This window comes from Citrobacter farmeri (assembly GCF_019048065.1).
Classification (GTDB): domain Bacteria; phylum Pseudomonadota; class Gammaproteobacteria; order Enterobacterales; family Enterobacteriaceae; genus Citrobacter_A; species Citrobacter_A farmeri.
In genome coordinates this window covers 1,754,471-1,770,081 of the sequence record NZ_CP077291.1, presented here as the reverse complement: position 1 = coordinate 1,770,081, position 15,611 = coordinate 1,754,471, and the positions used below count along the sequence as shown (strand labels likewise).

At 55.0% G+C, this 15,611-nt stretch carries 17 protein-coding genes and 1 riboswitch; of the genes, 5 read left to right on the top strand and 12 right to left on the bottom strand.

What is annotated here, in order from left to right; all coding sequences use genetic code 11:
• Positions 1–8: 8 nt before the first annotated feature.
• From I6L53_RS08265 to pduF, 12 genes are all read right to left on the bottom strand, one after another.
• Entirely contained in the window at positions 9–794 is a 786-nt protein-coding gene (locus I6L53_RS08265; RefSeq protein WP_042318212.1) for a cobalt-precorrin-6A reductase, read from the bottom strand.
• Complete coding sequence (locus I6L53_RS08260) at positions 791–1,516, bottom strand: precorrin-3B C(17)-methyltransferase (protein ID WP_042318211.1); 726 nt, start codon at positions 1,514–1,516, stop codon at positions 791–793. The genes I6L53_RS08265 and I6L53_RS08260 overlap by 4 nt, the downstream gene beginning before the upstream one ends.
• Positions 1,516–2,571 carry a cobalt-precorrin 5A hydrolase gene (gene cbiG / locus I6L53_RS08255; RefSeq protein WP_094465571.1) on the bottom strand — a complete coding sequence of 352 codons (1,056 nt, stop codon included), beginning with the start codon at positions 2,569–2,571 and terminating at the stop codon, positions 1,516–1,518. Before cbiG ends, I6L53_RS08260 begins: the two co-directional genes overlap by 1 nt.
• Positions 2,552–3,325: a cobalt-precorrin-4 methyltransferase gene (locus I6L53_RS08250; RefSeq protein WP_042318208.1), complete on the bottom strand. Its 774-nt coding sequence runs from the start codon at positions 3,323–3,325 to the stop codon at positions 2,552–2,554. The genes cbiG and I6L53_RS08250 overlap by 20 nt, the downstream gene beginning before the upstream one ends.
• Entirely contained in the window at positions 3,318–3,887 is a 570-nt protein-coding gene (locus tag I6L53_RS08245) for a decarboxylating cobalt-precorrin-6B (C(15))-methyltransferase (protein ID WP_042318207.1), read from the bottom strand. Before I6L53_RS08245 ends, I6L53_RS08250 begins: the two co-directional genes overlap by 8 nt.
• Positions 3,877–4,482: a cobalt-precorrin-7 (C(5))-methyltransferase gene (locus tag I6L53_RS08240; RefSeq protein ID WP_042318205.1), complete on the bottom strand. Its 606-nt coding sequence runs from the start codon at positions 4,480–4,482 to the stop codon at positions 3,877–3,879. Before I6L53_RS08240 ends, I6L53_RS08245 begins: the two co-directional genes overlap by 11 nt.
• Positions 4,476–5,615 (bottom strand): cobalt-precorrin-5B (C(1))-methyltransferase CbiD, encoded by a 1,140-nt coding sequence (cbiD, locus tag I6L53_RS08235; protein ID WP_042318204.1) that lies wholly within the window; start codon positions 5,613–5,615, stop codon positions 4,476–4,478. Before cbiD ends, I6L53_RS08240 begins: the two co-directional genes overlap by 7 nt.
• Positions 5,612–6,244, bottom strand: coding sequence for a cobalt-precorrin-8 methylmutase (locus tag I6L53_RS08230; RefSeq protein ID WP_042318202.1), 633 nt, complete (start codon positions 6,242–6,244; stop codon positions 5,612–5,614). Before I6L53_RS08230 ends, cbiD begins: the two co-directional genes overlap by 4 nt.
• A gap of 12 nt (positions 6,245–6,256) precedes the next feature.
• A complete protein-coding gene (gene cbiB, locus I6L53_RS08225) occupies positions 6,257–7,216 on the bottom strand; it encodes an adenosylcobinamide-phosphate synthase CbiB (RefSeq protein WP_042318201.1) in 960 nt (319 codons plus the stop codon).
• Positions 7,213–8,592, bottom strand: a complete 1,380-nt coding sequence (locus tag I6L53_RS08220) for a cobyrinic acid a,c-diamide synthase CobB (RefSeq protein ID WP_042318199.1) — start codon at positions 8,590–8,592, stop codon at positions 7,213–7,215. Before I6L53_RS08220 ends, cbiB begins: the two co-directional genes overlap by 4 nt.
• An 89-nt stretch (positions 8,593–8,681) precedes the next feature.
• Positions 8,682–8,856, bottom strand: a riboswitch (cobalamin riboswitch).
• 303 nt (positions 8,857–9,159) lie between these two features.
• Positions 9,160–10,077 carry a transcriptional regulator PocR gene (gene pocR / locus I6L53_RS08215; RefSeq protein ID WP_042318198.1) on the bottom strand — a complete coding sequence of 306 codons (918 nt, stop codon included), beginning with the start codon at positions 10,075–10,077 and terminating at the stop codon, positions 9,160–9,162.
• A gap of 208 nt (positions 10,078–10,285) precedes the next feature.
• Complete coding sequence (pduF, locus tag I6L53_RS08210; RefSeq protein ID WP_042318196.1) at positions 10,286–11,095, bottom strand: propanediol diffusion facilitator PduF; 810 nt, start codon at positions 11,093–11,095, stop codon at positions 10,286–10,288.
• Positions 11,096–11,618: 523 nt separating this feature from the next.
• Here pduF and pduA point away from each other — a divergent pair.
• From pduA to pduE, 5 genes are read left to right on the top strand one after another with little or no spacing between them, the layout of a single operon-like run.
• Positions 11,619–11,903, top strand: coding sequence for a propanediol utilization microcompartment protein PduA (gene pduA, locus I6L53_RS08205; protein WP_012906330.1), 285 nt, complete (start codon positions 11,619–11,621; stop codon positions 11,901–11,903).
• Positions 11,900–12,712, top strand: a complete 813-nt coding sequence (pduB, locus tag I6L53_RS08200; protein ID WP_042318194.1) for a propanediol utilization microcompartment protein PduB — start codon at positions 11,900–11,902, stop codon at positions 12,710–12,712. Before pduA ends, pduB begins: the two co-directional genes overlap by 4 nt.
• An 18-nt stretch (positions 12,713–12,730) precedes the next feature.
• Positions 12,731–14,395 carry a propanediol dehydratase large subunit PduC gene (gene pduC / locus I6L53_RS08195; RefSeq protein ID WP_042318193.1) on the top strand — a complete coding sequence of 555 codons (1,665 nt, stop codon included), beginning with the start codon at positions 12,731–12,733 and terminating at the stop codon, positions 14,393–14,395.
• A gap of 10 nt (positions 14,396–14,405) precedes the next feature.
• A complete protein-coding gene (pduD, locus tag I6L53_RS08190; RefSeq protein ID WP_042318192.1) occupies positions 14,406–15,074 on the top strand; it encodes a propanediol dehydratase medium subunit PduD in 669 nt (222 codons plus the stop codon).
• 13 nt (positions 15,075–15,087) lie between these two features.
• Positions 15,088–15,609, top strand: coding sequence for a propanediol dehydratase small subunit PduE (pduE, locus tag I6L53_RS08185; RefSeq protein WP_042318191.1), 522 nt, complete (start codon positions 15,088–15,090; stop codon positions 15,607–15,609).
• Positions 15,610–15,611: the final 2 nt, after the last annotated feature.

Here is a 15,611-nt window from a genome sequence, read left to right as displayed (position 1 = left end):
CTGACTCCTTAAGCAGCGGCCAGCCAGCGCGCCAAACGCTGCGCAAATGCGGCCTGACTTTCCAGTAACTCATCTCCCGTCACCAGCGGCGCCGGGCGGGTAATCACGATGCAGGGAATGCCTGCATCCAGACAGGGTTGAACCTTTTCCTGATAACCGCCCTCTGCACCAGAAGACTTGGTTATCACGACGTCAGCCTGACACTGACGATAAAACGCGGCGTTAAACTCGGCGCTAAACGGTCCGCACAGCGCGAACGTTTCGCCAACGCCAAAGCCAAGATCGACGCATTGCTGAATCACTTCGGGTACGGGCAACACGCGGGCAAGCAGCGTTTTTTCCGGTAAACCCGCACGCCACGTTGCCAAATCTTTACTCCCGGTGGTCAGCAGTACCCGTTCGCCGAAACGCCGCGCAACGCCACACGCCTCTTCAATGCTCTGCACGGCGAAGAGCAGCGGATGCGTCAGATTACTGAGCTGTTCCGGGCGCTGGTAACGACTGAGCAGTACGCCTGCCCGTTCGCACGCGTGCATAATGTTGCGACTCACCACTTCGGCATATGGATGCGACGCGTCGATCACCCAACGCGTCCCGTTCTCCGTAAGCCAGTTCACCATCTGATCCTGCTCCAGCCGTCCGCAGCGCACCTGACCTTTGATGTCGCCAGCCAGTTGTTTTCCTGTCGGCGTCGCTACCGACAAGGTGTAGGCCACCCTGGCGGCATCCAGTTGCTGGCACAGCGCGCGGGCATCGCTGGTGCCCCCCATGACCAGAACTTCACCAAAATTCACAGCACGTAACCTCGTGGCGTGATCATCAGACCGTCCTGTACATAAGTCGCTTTGTTACCGACGATCACCAGACTGGTCATGTCCACCGGTTCAAAATCCATCTCACCCAGCGTGGTCAGCCATTTCTCCTGTTTTTTACGTCCGGCAGATTTCACCACCCCCACCGGCGTTTGCCCGCTTTTGCTGGCGGAAAGCAGTTCAAATGCCCGCGCCAGATGTCCTTCACGACCCCGGCTACGCGGGTTGTAGAAGCAGATCACGAAATCGGCTTCCCCGGCAGCAATAATGCGTTTTTCGATCACCGGCCACGGTGTCAGCAGATCGCTCAGGCTGATGTGGCAAAAATCATGCATCAGCGGCGCACCGAGCAGCGACGCGGCGGCGATGCTGGCCGTCATCCCTGGGATCAGCCGCACTTCAACGTCCAGTTTCTGCTTGCTGACCAGTTCCAGCACCAGTCCTGCCATGCCGTAAATACCGGCGTCACCGCTGCTGATCAGCGCCACGTTGTGCCCGGCCTGCGCCAGTTCGATCGCCGCATGACAGCGCTCGATCTCTTTGCACATGCCGGTTTTGATCACCTGTTTGTCACCGGTAAACGCTTTGACAAGGTGGGTGTAGGTTTTGTAACCCACAATGATTTCTGCCGCCTGCAGTGCTTCAACGGCTTCCATGGTCATCATGGCCTGTGAGCCGGGGCCGATTCCGATTACGGTTAACATCAGTGTGAAACTCCCAAAGTGATAGTGACGCCCTGCTCGCGCAGGGTTTCGCCGGTCAATTGCCCATGACTCAGCAGCCACGCTGCCGGACCCGAGACGCTTCCGACGCCGACCGTCTGGCGAACAAACGGTGAGGCCGGAAAGTGATGTTCATGCTCACGCAGCGCGTCAGCGGTAAAAGTTTCAAAGGGCACGCGCCAGCAGGAGGCAAGCTGAATCAGCCCCTCCTCGTCTTTCTTGAGCGACACGCTGCCGATGGCTTTCAACGCCAACGGATCAAAGCGCTGCGCTTCAAGCTGACGGGCCAGCAGTGCCGCCAGTAGCGGGAACGGGGTATCGCGGCGGCAACCAATTCCGGCAACCACCCGCTGTGGCACCAGTTTCCAGTGCTGAATCGGGATATCCGGCAGTTCGTTACGTAACGTGACGCATACCAGCGCATCCAGTTCAGGCAGTTGCTGGAGATCGGTGACGGTGATAAACCCCCGGCGATCGCAGTGGCGGACGTCTTCATCCAGCTCTTCATCCCACCACAACCCCACTCGCTGATTGCTCACCAGCATCTGATTCACCACTTTTACCGCCGCGCGGAAGTCGGTCATGCGGGCATTGAGCTGAAATGCGAGGGTATCCAGCGCCGCCATTTCATTGACATCGGTCGCAGTGGTAATCACCGGATCGGCCCCCAACATGCCGGCGAGATAACGGGTCAGCGCGTTCGCCCCCCCTGCGTGACCGGAAAGCAGGCTGATGACATGCTGCCCGCGTTCGTCGATCACCACCACCGCCGGATCGCTGAACTTGTCATTCACCAGCGGAGCCAGCACGCGCACCGCAATGCCGGTTGCCCCGATGAAAATCAGCGCGGAATAATTAGAGAACGCGTCGCGCGCGGCGTGGGCGAATCCGCCGTCGAACGGCAGAAAACCGTCCTCCAGCAGCTTTTCACTGGTAAAACAGGTCAGCGGCAACATCGCTGCCAGCCGTTTTGCCAGTTGAACGCCGCCCGGCGTCAGGCAAAACAGTGCGATAGATTCAGGCTTTACGGTATTCATGGCTAAAGTCCGCGGCATAGAGTCTGGAGTAGTGATACTCATCTCCGAGGAAATTCCCGACCAGGATGAGCGCCGTTTTGCGGATCCCTGCATCGCGCACTTTATCAGCGATATCCGCCAGCGTGCCGCGCACGGTCTGGCTTTCCGGCCAGGTCGCTTTATAGATAACAGCCACCGGCGTGGTCGCCGGATACCCCCCCTCAATCAGGCGTTCCGCCACCCGATTGATGCGCTGAACGGAGAGATAAATCGCCATTGATGTCTGGTGGCTGGCGAAGGATTCCAGCTGTTCGCGTTCCGGCACCGGCGTGCGGCCTTCAAGCCGCGTGATAATCAGGCTCTGCGAGACTTCCGGCACGGTGTATTCAACACCCAGCTCCGCCGCAGCGCCGAGGAATGCGCTGACGCCCGGCACTACCTGCCAGTTGATACCGCGTTTGGTCAGCTCTTCCCCCTGTTCGCGCACCGAGCCATACAGCGACACGTCGCCGGTTTGCAGGCGCACCACTGTTTTCCCGGCCTTCACCCCCTCTTCCATCAGGGAGAGAATTTGCTCCAGGTGCAGTTCCGCACTGTCGTGGCACTCCGCGCCCGCCGGGCAATACTCCAGCAGTTCGGTGTTGATAAGCGATCCGGCGTAAATCACCACCTGCGCCTGTTGCAGCAGCCGGTACCCTTTGAGGGTAATCAGTTCCCGGTCACCGGGACCTGCGCCGACAAACCACACACAACGGGGATCAAATGTCTCAGACATGGTGTTCTTCCTTCTGACAGGCGATAACAAAAACGGGATTATTCGGTTTGAAATAGTGACCAGCACCCAGCGTAGTCAGTGACGAAACCTGCATTTGTAGGCAGTCCACCTCCTGCATGCCGAGTTGTTGCAGATGCGCCAGCGCGGTGTTGAGGTTTTCCTGCAAAATAAAAGTCATCACCAGACGTCCACCGACGTGCAACTGGCGCATGGACCAGTCGATCAGTTCCGTGAGATGTCCCCCGCTGCCGCCCATAAAGACGGCATCGGCTTTCTCGGTCATCGTCATCGGCGCTTCACCCGGCAGAATGTCGATATTCGCGCAGGCGAAATGCTGCCGGTTTTCGTCGAGCAAACGCAGCGCCGCGGGATTTCGCTCGATAGCTGTAATGTGCAGCGACGGAAACTGCAGCGCGGCTTCGATGGACACACTGCCCGTTCCCGCCCCGATATCAATCAGGTGACTGGCCCGGTGCAGCTCAAGTTTTGCGAGAGCAAGTGCACGTACCGCTTCTTTGGTCATCGGCACCTTCTCACCGCGCAGGAAAAGCTCATCTTTCATCAAGGATCACCACTGCATTCATCTCGTATTCGGCATGGACCTCGCTGACGCGCAGCCAGTGGATCCGTTCGTTTTCCATTGCCAGGTTTTCGCCAATCACCATCCAGCGATGGCCTTTTCCTCGCGCAACCAGTTGGGCGGCAATTTCACGCGGTCCGCACTGACCGTCGGTGACCATTGCCACTTTGCTATGTTCGGCCAGCGTATCGAAACAGACGCTGCGCCCGTGACTGCTGGTGAGCCACATATCATTCATGTCGATCCCCGACTGCGCACACAGATACTGCACTGCGCTAATACCAGGAATGATGCGTACCTGCGCAATGCCAAAATGCGCCACCATCCGCGTACCGATGCCGTAAAACAGCGGATCGCCGGAAGCCAGAACCACCACCTGCTTATCCTGATGCGCTTCAATCCACGCCAGCAGCTCGGGAATGTTGGCGCCCAGCGCAAACTGCTCACCGCGAAAGTCCGGGAACTGCTGCAAATGGCGCCGCCCCCCAACCAGTACATCGGCCTCGTCAATCGCCGCGCGCGCCGCCGGCGTCATCAGTTGCAGACCGGCTGGCCCCATCCCGACCACCGTCAGCATTGCATCTCCCGGGCGATAGCGTCGACGGGCCGGTTACTCCCCAGCACCTGGTTATCAAACGAAAACATGACAGCGTCGCAGGTCGGTGGCGTTTTGGTAAAACGCAGCATCTGCATCACGCGCAGGCAGATGCGTTCGGCAAGGTGGTTATAGATATGCTGAAAACCGTACGCATCAATGTGCTCCATTGCCGCCTCGGTGGTATCGCAATCGCTCACCAGCGTGAGCAACTCCAGCGGCGCACCGAGCAGCGCCAGATGTGCCACCAGCGTTTCCATCCGCGCATCGGCAATGTGGCTGTGAGTATGGAAAATCCCGGCGGCAATTTTGATCAGTTTTCCAGGATGACCAACGAGTACAACCTGGCGAAATCCCAGCCGCACCGCCTCTTCAATCATGTAGCCGACAAAATTGCTCATGGTAACCACCACGTTGCTGTCGATGCCCATCTGTTCGCGGACGAAACGCTCACCGTGGTTCCCCGGCACCAGAACCACTCGCTCCAGCCCTTCGGCGCGTTTAATTTCCAGCTCCAGCGATAATGACCGCTTCCAGCTCTCTTCGGACATTGGGGTCACGATGCCGGTCGTGCCAATGATGGAAATGCCGCCAAGAATGCCCAGTCGCGAGTTGTAGGTTTTTTGCGCCCGCTCTTCGCCTTCCGGCGCAAAAATTTCAATCTCCGCCCCACGTGCCGGACCTATTGCCTCACGCACGGCGGACTCGATGGTGTGACGCGGGGTGCGATTAATTGCCGCACTGCCAACGGGTAAACCAATCCCCTTGCGGGTGACGGTGCCGACTCCTTCGCCGCCGAGCAGGACAATTTTGCCGCTATCGTTCAGCGTGACGCGGGCGAATATCAACATGCCGTGAGTGGCGTCCACATCATCGCCGCCGTCTTTGCGGATGGCGGCAATGGCCTGCTGTCCTTCAATGTGCGGCGACTCCACGTTCAGGCACAGCGTGACGCCGGACGGCGTGACAATCGACACCTGGTGGATCAGATGCTGGCGCAGAACCATCAGCGCGGCGACTTTTGCCGCTGCGGTGGCGCACGATCCGGTGGTGTAACCTTTGCGCAACGCTTTACCGTTATGCCAGACGGGCGCGTCGAAAGTCTGATCGCTCATCGCGCCCCCTGCAGGTGATACAGCATGGCGTTAACGATCGCCGCAGCAACGTTGCTACCACCTTTACGCCCAAGAGCCGCAATGGCGGGCAGTTGACTGTGCGTCAGCGCCTCTTTAGACTCCGCCGCGCCGACAAACCCCACCGGCACCCCCACTACGCCACTTACCGCCACATCATGCTCCAGCAGGCGAAACAGCGCGGTCGGTGCGTTGCCAAAGACAAACACTTTTTCACTCTCTTCCGTCACAGCAATATCCACCGCCGCCATTGAACGGGTGATCCCCTGCGCTTTCGCTTGTGCCACCACGCGCGGATCGCTGATGTAGCAGCGGCACTCGCCCCCCATCTTCGCCAGCAAGGTTTTGTTGATCCCCGAAAGTGCCATCGTGGTATCGGTATAAATAACCGTCGGACGACTTAGCGCCGCGCAGAGCTTTTCCAGCGCGTCGCCCGAAAACCAGAGAATGTCCAGCCAGTCAAAGTCGGCAGTGGTATGAATCACCCGTTTGACGATCGCTTCATGCAGCGGACTGGCAAACTGGTACTCCGGGCGCGTTTCATTAATGATCTCGCCAATGATGTCAAAACTTTTGGCTTCAATCGCCTGGGGTTGCTGGATGTATTGCATTGTCATATATCCTCAGGCCACCCCAACCACCAGCCAGCGCGTCACGAGGAACAGCGCCAGAGCCAGCGTGGAGGCAACCCACATCAGTCGAATCGTTTGGGAAATGTCGTCTACGGAAATAGTGCGCTGCGCGTCGCCGATCCACGGTTTTTCAACACGCTCACCAAAGTAATCGTTGGGGCCGCCCAGCCTGATGCCCAGCGCGCCAGCAACGGAGGCTTCCGCCCATGCGCAGTTTGGACTGCTGTGGTTATAACGATCCCGCCACCCCACGCAGAGCGCCCGGGAGCCGTCACGCCGACACAACACCGCCGCCGCGCTCAGCAACAGCCAACTCAGCCGAGCAGGAATGTAGTTCGCGACGTCGTCAAGGCGAGCGCTTACCATGCCGATCGCCCGATATTTTTCGTGCTTATAGCCCACCATGGAATCCAGGGTGTTCACCGCTTTGTAGGCCATTGCCAGCGGCGCACCGCCGATTAACAGGAAGAACAGCGGGGCGATAATACCGTCAACCGTATTCTCCGCGACGGTTTCCACGACCGCCCGGTTGATCTGTTCCGGGTGTAGTTGCGACGTGTCACGCCCCACAATCCACGAGAGTTTTTCGCGACTTTCCGCAAGATTACCTTCACGTAGCGGACGCTCAACCTCCTGCGCCGCCGTCGCCAGACAGCGCCCCGCCAGCACGGTGAAGATCATCCAGACTTCAACAACCCAACCGAGCCAGGGATGAATCACTGCCGCCAGCCACAACACACCCCAGGCAACCGCCCACGTCAGCCCCACAACCACCAGCCACATCACTCCGCCGCCGATACGTAATGCCCGGTCGCTGCGGCAGTAGCGGCGAACAATCCGTTGCACGACATTGATCAAATTGCCTATCCAGCGCACCGGGTGCGGCCACTCTGGCGGGTCGCCAATCACAATGTCGAGAAGCCAGGCCACGCACCATGCCAGTAGCGTCATAACGCCTCCCTTGCGGCGTTCAGCCAGTGATTTAGCATTAATGGACGCTGAGCAAAGTGAACGTGCAGATAGCTGGCAAAGGTATTGCCGATTCGCCAGCCGCCGGACCACGCTTGCACCGTCTGACCGTCACGGACTTTGCGACATGCCAACACAGCAGGCGTTTCGGGAGAAAAATCGGAGTAATGAAATTCATGGCCACGCAGCACATCACCTTCTGCGGCCAACAGCGTGGGCTGTAGAGCTTGCGCTTCGCAATAGCCGAAGCGGGTCAGTCGTTTACCCATTTTGCTACGGCCTGGGATGATACCGGCCATGCGATGCTCAACCCCGTCAGCCTCTTCCAGCACGCTGCCGAGGTACATCAATCCGCCGCACTCGGCGTAGATCGCGACGCCGCGATGATGCGCCTCGCGCAGGCTTGCCAGCATCGTGGTATTAGCCGCCAGCGCAGCCGCATGCAGTTCCGGATAACCGCCGCCCAACCAGACCATCTGGCAATCAGGCAACGCGCGATCGTGGATCGGACTAAAGCGCACAATGTTGACACCAGTACGCGCCAGGAGCTTCACGTTATCGGGATAATAAAAGTTAAAGGCTTCGTCATCGGCCATCGCCAGCGTCAGCCCCTCCCCGGCGTTCGCCGCAGGAACCTCTGGCCAGTCACCCTGCGGTAACGCCGCAAGATGGCTTAACGCCAGTAACTGGTCGATATTCAGCGTGTTTTCCAGTCGGGCGGAGAAATCCTGCCACGACTGTTGATTTACAACTGATTCGCGCGCGGTCACCAGCCCCAGGTGCCTTTCAGGTAGCGCGACGCCATCAACACGCGGGACGTAACCCAGCACTGGCACCGCGCAGTAGTGCTCAATGGCAGTTTTCAGCAACTGAAAATGGGACTCGCTGTTAACGCGATTAACGATAACGCCGGCAATGTTCAGCGTCGGGTCAAAATGCTGGAAGCCCATCACCGTAGCGGCAATGGAGGTTGAAACGGCTTTCCCGTCAACCAGCAGGATCACCGGACAGCCTAACTGTTTTGCCATCGCGGCGGTACTGCAGTAGTCAGGGTCAGTGCCATAGCCGTCATACAGCCCCATCACCCCTTCAATCACCGCAATATCTGCGTCCTGCATCTGCTCGCGGAACAGGGCATTAAGGATCGATTCGGGAAGCATAAAGCTGTCGAGATTACGGGAAGCGGCGCCGCTGATGGCCGTATGCCAGGCGGTATCCAGATAGTCAGGGCCGACTTTGCAGGGCTGAACGCGTAAACCACGTTGTTTCAATACGTTCAGCAAGCCCAGGGTCACCGTGGTTTTACCACAGCCACTACCGGTACCTGCCAGAACAAACGCGTACTGCTTCGCCGCCATGACCCTGATCCTGTTCAGGGTGGTAGGGATGTACTGACACCCAGTCTTTCGACTGTACGCATCTGAGCAACCCACTTCCCACCGAAGTTGTTGGTAGTGTCCGACAGGCTGGTCTTCTGGCTTAGCGTCATCCTCGCCCGTCCTTCCCAATCTTGCGATCAGTGGTCCTCACGGGGTTGTCAGCATCACAGCAGCGGGGGCTGCGGGGGATTTTCACCCCCTTCCCAGACACAAATGTGTCAAACCTGTCAGCTTAAATGATGAGCAGAATGAATTCTCCTCATCACAACAATACTTTTTCGTTACTTATTCGTTGCGCATTTTTTATCAACATAAAATGCCGCAATAAAACGATTCTGAATGAAATGTCATGCAAGAGAATAATGAAACCTCTTAACAATGACACTGTATCTCATCACAGAAATAAAAACTGGTGAAGTTTATTCCGTAAAGAGCGATATTTTATTGCGCTATGACAATTTATTGCTGTACTAAAAACACTTAACCATTATAAATGACCGGATTACGCGGGAATATCAAAAATCGGCAATAGCAAAATATTGCTATTTACGCCGATTCAGCAGGCAAATTTTCATTTATTTTTTGTCGATAGGCCTGCGGCGTAACCTGATAAGTCTGACGGAACACTTTGCAAAAATAGCTGGTTTGCGAAAAACCTAAATTGCGGGCAATACTGGCGATGCTCCAGTCACTATGGCAAAGCAGCTCTCTGGCACTGGCCATACGCTGTTGATTGACCCACGCGTTAAAACCAATGCCCTGATATTTTTTGAACAATTTGCTGAAATAGTACGGGCTCAGATAAACGTGCGACGCCACATCTTCAAGACGAAGATCGTCAGACAGATGTGCATCAATATAACGCAACGCTTTTTTCATCTTGCTGTCATGGGGGCTGGCGACGCGGGCCGGACGTGCAGGTTCTGCAGGCTGCGCACTGTCTTTGATCACCACGAAATTAAGTTGCTTTTTGAGGCAGTTTTCAACAATGAGTTTAAGCAGATCCGCCGAGGCCATCACGCGTGAATAGTCCATTTCCGGGACGTTACTGAACTCATTGAGCAGTTCAGGATCGGCCTGCCAGCGATCGTCAACCTTCATGATATCGAGCAGATCGGCACCATCATCGTTACGTAAACGCACCTGGCCGCACAAGACGAACCCAACAAGATGGCCTGCAATCACGAGAGGAATAGAGAAATCGGTAAGCCCGGCATGACAGCGATAGATACAGGGTTGATCCGATTTTGACGCTTCCAGTCCCCCACAGCGATCGCTCATACGACACCGGGTACTGTGTTGTGGATGCTGACGCATCAGTTGACAAAAAGGCGTGAAATTAAACAGCTCAGAAATCTCATCACCATGAATATTGACAACCACAACAGCCAGGCTGGTCGCTTGCGCAAAATCCTGTGCGATTTTATTAATGAGTTCTGAGTTCAGGGTACTCGCAGAAATCATGATAAAATCCCTCAGTTAATCCATTGTTATAATAAAAACATAAATTTTACATTTACTTTTTATCATCCCCTATCCTTGTATGTAAATGATAGAAAGTACAAGGGACAATAACAAAAGTCTCCCCGGGTGGGGAGACTTTTTAGTCAGTTCGTGAAAGCAGATCACGAAATAGAAATTAAAGACGTGATAATAGCGGTGCGTGTCCGAATTACGCGTCTGTCTCTTCAATTTTACAGGTATTACAGGGCAAATTTTTACCGATGAGGTACTTGTAGACAGCAGCCCCCAAGCATGCCCCAATCACTGGCGCAATAATCGGTACAATAAAGTACGGAATGTCACGTCCGCCAGTCATCGCAATATCCCCCCAGCCCGCCATCCAGGCGAACAGTTTAGGACCAAAATCACGGGCCGGGTTCATCGCAAACCCTGTCAACGGCCCTGTGGATGCACCAATCACCGCGACCAGAATACCGATCAACAGCGGTGCCAGTGGTCCTTTAGGCACGCCGTTGCCATCATCCGTCAGCGCCATGATCAGCCCCATCAGGATAGAGGTAATGACGATTTCGACCCCTGCCGCCTGCCACACGCTAAGCGCGGCCGCCGGATACGTACTAAAAATGCTGGCCAGATAGAGGCTATCGACGCTGCCGCGAACCATATTATGGGCAGTTTCGTACTCGGTGAATAAATTGCCGTAAAGCAGATAAGCCAGTACCGCGCCGCCAAACGCCCCCGCAACCTGCGCGATGGTGTAAGGCAGGACTTTGCGTCCAGGGAAACAGGCAAACAACCAGAGTGCAACCGTGATCGCCGGGTTCAGATGTGCCCCGGAAATTCCCGCTGTCAGATAAACCGCAAGCGAAATTCCCAGGCCCCAAATGATACAAATTTCCCAGAGGCCCAGACTGGCACCTGCGACTTTCAGTGCGCTAAGGCAGCCGATACCAAAAAATAAAAACAATCCGGTACCCAAAAACTCGGCAATGCATTGCGCTTTCAGTGAATCATTCATTGTGACACCTTCTTAGAAGCGTTCGTGTCCTTACCAGCGGACCCTTGCTGGTCGTAGAGTACAACAGCACCTACTATAGGAAGAGGCTACTGAAAATTGTTGGCAAACTGAGCACGCTGAGGCCTAGAAAAATCGTGTTGTTATAGCAATTTCTTGTCATCCATTTATTCATGGGCGGCGTGTAGAGTGCCTGAATGTAATTAACCAGGACAATTCAGAATAATAAAATTTGGTTATTTGAAGATTCCCTTTTTCCAATCAACGTCACAAATCGGCCTTTCCACATAACAAATTAAATTAATACTGTCACTATCAAAAATGTAAATATGGAATAGCAAAAGCCAAAATATCACATTTAAAAAAATTAACAAAACCAATAAAAACAATTAGATAAAATATAATCAAGCAAGTTTGTCACATTCACGCCCCACTAATTTTTCACCCTAACCTTCAAGTCAGCCATTCTTTTTCCTCGCTTCTTTTTATAGTCATGATTATCGGGACAAACCCAGGCGAGGTCTTTATGCAACAAGAAGCATTAGGAATGGTAGAAACCAAAGGCTTAACTGCAGCCATAGAGGCCGCAGATGCAATGGTGAAGTCAGCCAATGTCATGTTGGTCGGCTACGAAAAAATTGGCTCAGGGCTGGTAACCGTCATCGTTCGCGGTGATGTCGGTGCCGTAAAAGCGGCAACCGATGCCGGTGCTGCTGCTGCGCGCAACGTGGGAGAAGTGAAAGCCGTACACGTGATTCCACGCCCTCATACCGATGTTGAAAAAATCTTACCGAAGGGAATTAACCCATGAGCAGCAATGAACTGGTTGAACAGATCATGGCGCAGGTCATTGCCCGTGTGGCAACGCCTGATCAAGCGGGCATCCCTGATAAAACCCATCCAAAACGAGAGACGGCTATGGCAGAGAAGAGCTGCAGTTTAACGGAATTTGTTGGCACTGCGATTGGTGACACCGTAGGTCTGGTGATTGCAAACGTAGACAGTGCACTGTTGGAAGCAATGAAGCTTGAGAAGCGCTATCGCTCCATTGGCATCCTGGGCGCGCGTACCGGCGCGGGTCCACACATTATGGCGGCTGACGAAGCAGTCAAAGCCACCAATACCGAAGTGGTGAGCATTGAACTTCCTCGCGATACCAAAGGCGGTGCGGGTCACGGTTCGCTAATCATTATCGGCGGTAATGACGTTTCCGACGTTAAGCGCGGGATTGAAGTGGCGCTGAAAGAACTCGACCGCACCTTCGGTGATGTTTATGGCAATGAAGCCGGACACATCGAACTGCAGTACACCGCACGCGCCAGTTACGCGCTGGAAAAAGCCTTTGGCGCTCCGGTTGGCCGTGCCTGCGGCGTGATTGTTGGTGCCCCAGCCTCCGTCGGCGTGCTGATGGCGGATACCGCGCTGAAAGCCGCGAACGTTGAAGTCGTGGCTTACAGTTCTCCGGCACATGGCACCAGCTTCAGTAACGAAGCGATCCTGGTGATTTCCGGCGATTCCGGCGCAGTGCGTCAGGCGGTTATCTCAGCGCGAGAAATCGGCAAAACCGTCCTTGCGACCCTCGGTTCTGAACCGAAAAACGATCGCCCGTCCTACATCTGATATCCGTGAGGCTCATTCATGAGATCGAAAAGATTTGAAGCACTGGCGAAACGCCCTGTCAATCAGGACGGATTCGTTAAGGAGTGGATCGAAGAAGGCTTCATTGCGATGGAAAGCCCGAACGATCCTAAACCGTCGATTAAAATCGTTAACGGTGCAGTCACCGAACTCGACGGAAAATCAGTCAGCCAGTTTGACCTGATTGACCATTTTATTGCCCGCTACGGCATCAACCTGGCGCGTGCAGAAGAAGTGATGGCGATGGACTCCGTTAAGCTCGCCAACATGCTGTGCGATCCTAACGTGAAGCGTCGCGACATTGTGCCACTGACAACGGCGATGACCCCGGCAAAAATTGTCGAAGTGGTTTCACACATGAACGTGGTTGAGATGATGATGGCGATGCAAAAAATGCGCGCTCGTCGTACGCCTTCTCAACAGGCACACGTCACCAACGTCAAAGATAACCCGGTACAGATTGCTGCCGACGCAGCAGAAGGCGCATGGCGCGGTTTTGATGAGCAAGAGACTACCGTAGCCGTGGCACGTTATGCCCCGTTCAACGCCATTGCTCTGCTCGTCGGTTCTCAGGTCGGTCGTCCGGGCGTGTTGACGCAATGTTCGCTGGAAGAAGCCACTGAACTGAAACTCGGCATGCTGGGCCATACCTGCTACGCCGAAACCATTTCCGTCTACGGTACTGAACCGGTCTTTACTGATGGCGATGATACGCCGTGGTCAAAAGGTTTCCTCGCGTCTTCTTACGCTTCCCGTGGTTTGAAAATGCGTTTCACCTCCGGTTCAGGTTCCGAGGTGCAGATGGGCTATGCCGAAGGCAAATCCATGCTGTATCTGGAAGCCCGTTGCATTTACATCACCAAAGCGGCAGGTGTGCAGGGTCTGCAGAACGGCTCCGTGAGCTGCATCGGCGTTCCGTCCGCGGTGCCATCAGGGATCCGTGCGGTGCTGGCAGAAAACCTGATCTGTTCATCACTGGATCTGGAATGCGCTTCCAGTAACGACCAGACCTTCACCCACTCCGATATGCGTCGTACCGCACGTCTGCTGATGCAGTTCCTGCCGGGTACCGACTTTATCTCCTCTGGTTATTCCGCCGTACCGAACTACGACAACATGTTTGCGGGCTCCAACGAAGATGCAGAAGACTTCGATGACTACAACGTTATCCAGCGTGACCTGAAAGTGGACGGCGGTCTGCGTCCGGTGCGTGAAGAGGACGTTATCGCTATCCGTAACAAAGCAGCACGTGCTCTGCAGGCGGTTTTCGCCGGTATGGGTCTGCCGCCGATTACGGATGAAGAAGTCGAAGCCGCAACCTACGCACACGGTTCAAAAGATATGCCTGAACGTAACATCGTTGAGGACATTAAGTTTGCACAGGAAATCATCAACAAAAACCGCAACGGTCTGGAAGTGGTGAAAGCGCTGGCTCAGGGCGGCTTTACCGATGTCGCGCAGGACATGCTCAACATCCAGAAAGCCAAGTTAACCGGGGACTATCTGCATACCTCCGCCATTATCGTCGGCGACGGACAAGTGCTCTCTGCAGTCAATGATGTCAACGATTATGCCGGTCCGGCAACAGGTTATCGCCTGCAAGGCGAACGCTGGGAAGAAATTAAGAACATCCCTGGCGCACTTGATCCCAACGAGCTTGGCTAAGGGGTGAACAATGGAAATTAATGAAAAATTGCTGCGCCAGATTATCGAAGACGTTCTGTCCGAAATGCAGACCAGCGATAAACCCGTCTCGTTTCGCGCGCCGGGAACGTCAGCCGCGCCTGCTGCTCCGGCCGGTGACAGTTTTCTGACGGAAATTGGCGAGGCAAAACAAGGTACGCAACAGGATGAAGTGATCATTGCTGTCGGCCCGGCGTTTGGCCTTTCCCAGACCGTTAACATCGTCGGTTTGCCGCACAAGAACATTCTGCGTGAAGTGATTGCCGGTATTGAAGAAGAAGGCATCAAAGCGCGTGTAATTCGCTGCTTTAAATCATCCGACGTGGCCTTCGTTGCCGTGGAGGGTAACCGTCTGAGTGGCTCCGGCATCTCTATCGGCATCCAGTCAAAAGGCACGACGGTCATCCACCAACAGGGACTGCCTCCGCTGTCCAACCTGGAGCTGTTCCCGCAGGCACCGCTGCTGACGCTGGAAACCTATCGCCAGATTGGTAAAAACGCTGCGCGTTATGCCAAGCGTGAATCACCGCAGCCGGTTCCGACGCTGAACGATCAGATGGCGCGCCCGAAATATCAGGCTAAATCCGCCATTTTGCACATTAAAGAGACGAAGTACGTCGTGACGGGCAAAAATCCGCAGGAACTGCGCGTGGCGCTTTAATAAGGATCCCTTTATGAATACCGATGCAATTGAATCGATGGTACGGGATGTGTTGAGTCGCATGAACAGTCTACAGGGCGACACATCTGCCCCGGCAACTGGTTCGAGCAGTACGACCCAGACCGCAAAAGTGACCGACTATCCGCTCGCCAGTAAGCATCCTGAGTGGGTCAAAACGGCTACCAACAAAACGCTGGATGAGTTCACTCTCGAAAACGTTCTGAGCAACAAAGTGACCGCGCAGGATATGCGTATCACACCGGAAACGCTGCGCATTCAGGCGGCTATCGCCAAAGATGCCGGACGTGACCGCCTGGCAATGAACTTTGAGCGCGCCGCAGAACTGACGGCTGTACCGGACGATCGCATTCTTGAGATCTATAACGCCCTGCGTCCTTACCGTTCAACGAAAGAAGAACTGCTCGCGATTGCGGACGATCTTGAAAATCGCTATCAGGCCAAAATCTGCGCCGCGTTTGTTCGTGAAGCTGCGGTGTTGTATGTCGAGCGTAAGAAACTGAAAGGCGACGACTAAGG